This window comes from uncultured Campylobacter sp., assembly GCF_938017705.1.
In the GTDB taxonomy this organism is placed as follows: Bacteria; Campylobacterota; Campylobacteria; order Campylobacterales; family Campylobacteraceae; genus Campylobacter_B.
In genome coordinates this window covers 1-3,180 of the sequence record NZ_CALIIS010000056.1, presented here as the reverse complement: position 1 = coordinate 3,180, position 3,180 = coordinate 1, and the positions used below count along the sequence as shown (strand labels likewise).

The window sequence follows — 3,180 nt, the reverse complement described above, 5'->3', positions numbered from 1 at the left end:
GCGAAGAAATAACGCTTTGAGATTATAAGCGTTTCGATTCGCGCTTCAATTCACATTCCGCCGCGGGTTAAATTTAAAACTCAAATTTAGGGCTTCGATTTAATCCGCGGCGATTAAATTTAGCGAAGTTAAATTTATCTCGCTTTTATTCCGCTTTATCCGACGGGTAAAATTTTATCCTTTTCCATCTTTTTTCGCTTTCGGATGAGCTTTAAAATTTATCCAAATTTAAAATTTCATCGAAAGAAGCCGTGCAAAAATCATCGCTTTTTTGATATCTAAGTGCCGTATACTAGGGCGCAGTCAATGCCTGCTATATTAAGGGCTTAAAGACAAACATCAGTTTGCCGATGTCAGATATACAGTGCGCTTATTCTACGAAATGCTGCTGAAATTTTACTAGATTAAATAGCTGCGTTAAATTTAATAGTAAGGCTTTATAATTTTAAAATTTAGCGGAGCGGATCGGCAAATTTAAAATTTCATCTCTCTAAGTTTCGCCGAATCTATCATTTAAATTTATCGTCTAAATTTCGCCCTTGTTTCATTAAATTTAAGAGTTATGTTAAATTTACGGAGTTTGGATGAAGCAATTTATCAAGCGCTAGCTCGCTTGATAATACAGATAAGAAAGAGCGGAAAATACTCCGCTCTTTAAAGCTTTAGTTGCCGCTTAGATCAAATTTATACGCAGCTTGCAACCATATCTCGTTCTCGTCGAACTTTCTATTTACGCCGCTAGCGTAGTGATCGCTTCTCTCAAGCGCAGTGTAGGTTACGCCCAAGCTTAGCCCCTTAACGGCCTTAGGAGCGTAGTTTGCCGTTACCGCCCAGCCCTCTACGTCCATGCTGGTGCCGACCTTTTGGCCCGCAGCCCCGCTAGCATTGATATTATTCGTGCCGCCTACTCTGTCCTGATCGCCCTTTACGTAGTGTAGCGCAGTTTTGAAGCCGTCCAGACCGATAGCGCCGAAGTCGTAATCAAGCACGATCTTGTGCGTATCCATACCCGCATATCCCGTGAAGACGAACGGACCTCTTATAGGCAGCGCGGTGTATGATCCCGGGCCGTGGCCGACGCCCAAAATAACGGCATCATCATCGCTAACGGTCGTATAGGCATACGATAGGCCGAATCCGAAAAACTCGCTAACCGAGACTCTTGCGCCGAACATATCGCCGTCAAGCCTTCTTGGCTCCAGCCCTCCGTCTACGCGCGAGCCTTTGTAGTTAAGATCAAGTCCCAGCTTTAAAATCTCGCCTACCGGCACTTTTACATTTGCCTCGGCAAGATACAAGCTAACGTCGCCGTCTTTTAGCGCGTTAGCAGGTTTTACGTCCGTTACCGCTGCGTAAGCGCCGGTTAAAGTAGTATAAGGCAAGGATTTATTTTGAATATATGCAGAGAAGATATTTTCAAATTTTACGGCGACCGGACCGGTCATATTACCCAGAATCACCCTATCTTTAAATAAAGGAGCCTTTCCTTCGCCTGCCGGAGCGCCCATGGCGGTTTTACTCCTTCCTTGGAATTTATAAAACCATCCGCCCCACAATGTAGTATCGGGGATATCTTTATTAGATATCGCTACGCCCTCGAAAGCCTCTTTAAACGCCCTTGTATAGTTGCCAGCAACGAGCGGAGTAACGACATATTGTCTACCCGCCTTTATATCGGTATTTCCTATGCCGTATCCTAGGTATAATTCAGATAATACCGCGCCTTTAGTATACCACTCCTTATCGTAGGCGATCTTATTGCTTGAGCCTACGTGATACGGCATCAACCAGCCCTGTCCGGTAAGCCCTATTCTAAAGCCGTAAAGAGGATCGGTAACATATCCAAGCTCAAGACCCACGCCGAATGCCTCGTAGTCGTTATCGCCCGTAGCGGCTTCGCCTCTATTATCTACGGTTTTATTGGCGTAAGTGGTCTTTACCGTTCCGCCAAGCTTACCGTTAGTGATCGCTTCAGCTACGCTATCCGCCGCGCTTAGCGAGGATACCGCGCATGCGCAAACCGCCGTAGCTAAACTTAGTTTGATGAGTTTCATTCGAAATCTCCTTTCATTAAAATAGAATTTAAATCGAAATTTTAATCTTACATCAATATTTTCGAAATGAATTATATCATATTTGCACCTCTATTCTAAAATTTCGACATTACTAAGCCTATAATCGTAATTATGACACTCACCCAAATAGAAGCATTTACTATAAAGCAAAGTATACATTCGACATAGTGATATATTATTTTTGCCCTATTTGATATTTTATATTCTTATTAAGGTGCTTTATATTCGGCTTATCGGCAAGCATCTCTAAGCACCAAAAAGAAATATCCACTCTAAATGCTTCTCAGAACAAGCCTGCAGGCTCCTTATACTCATCAACATAGCCAATACAAATAATCCCATATCTATATTAAAAATTTTTAACCCATATTCTTACATCTCCTTCCTTACGTATTAAAAATTTTAGAGCTATGGTTTATCAGGCTCAAAGTCAAACTCTCCTTGTCGAAAGCAACATCTCCAAATTTATCAATAATCTCTTGATTTTGTCTGATCGATATGGTCATGCTGCCATTGTCTAATATATAATATCTTTCTATTTTAAAAAGCTTTAGAATTTGAAATATTAAAACAAAAGACATATTTATTAGCATAGCCGGTATATAGACTAAAGTATCAGCTATTTTTTCTGATATTTTCATATTAGACTTATTACTAATTTTTTCACCGAATCTAGGCATATATGAGTATGTAATTTTTGTTTTTTCATCAACTCCAAATTCTAAAATTTTACAATTACCGGCAAAGTCTACATAATCGCATTCAATTCTTTTATTAAAAATTCTAATTTGTAAGTTATTTGCTAGCATACCTCTTAGCATTGCAAAATCTTTAAAAATTGAACCAAAAAATACACATATGCAAAGCGCTAGCTCGCTTTTTCTAAGGGCATTATTAAAAAGGCTTTCTATAGGAAAAATACATCTAATAGCGAAGATTGATGCTAATATTAAAAAGAAAATTCTTATAGCCAATTCGCTTTTTAACAAATAGTCATTTTTCATCACTATCGGCTCCTTATCATAATCCCTCATAAATTTCCCCATTTTTATAAAAAGATATTTTGGCGTATTCTGCCGCCTTATTCTTATGGTGCATTTAAAAT

The 3,180-nt window shown here is 39.4% G+C and carries 2 protein-coding genes; both read right to left on the bottom strand.

Features of this window, described 5'->3' with window-relative positions:
- Nucleotides 1-662: 662 nt before the first annotated feature.
- On the bottom strand, nucleotides 663-2,054 hold the full coding sequence (locus Q0605_RS02860) for an OprD family outer membrane porin (RefSeq protein WP_298704074.1): 1,392 nt from the start codon (nucleotides 2,052-2,054) through the stop codon (nucleotides 663-665).
- Nucleotides 2,055-2,461: 407 nt separating this feature from the next.
- Nucleotides 2,462-3,180 (bottom strand): hypothetical protein (locus tag Q0605_RS02855; protein ID WP_298704071.1); only part of this gene is annotated, 719 nt, incomplete at its 5' end.

Bases quoted from the DNA above. Each gene is read 5' to 3' on its own strand.
- Q0605_RS02860 (WP_298704074.1), bottom strand. From the start codon at position 2,054: ATGAAACTCATCAAACTAAGTTTAGCTACGGCGGTTTGCGCATGCGCG.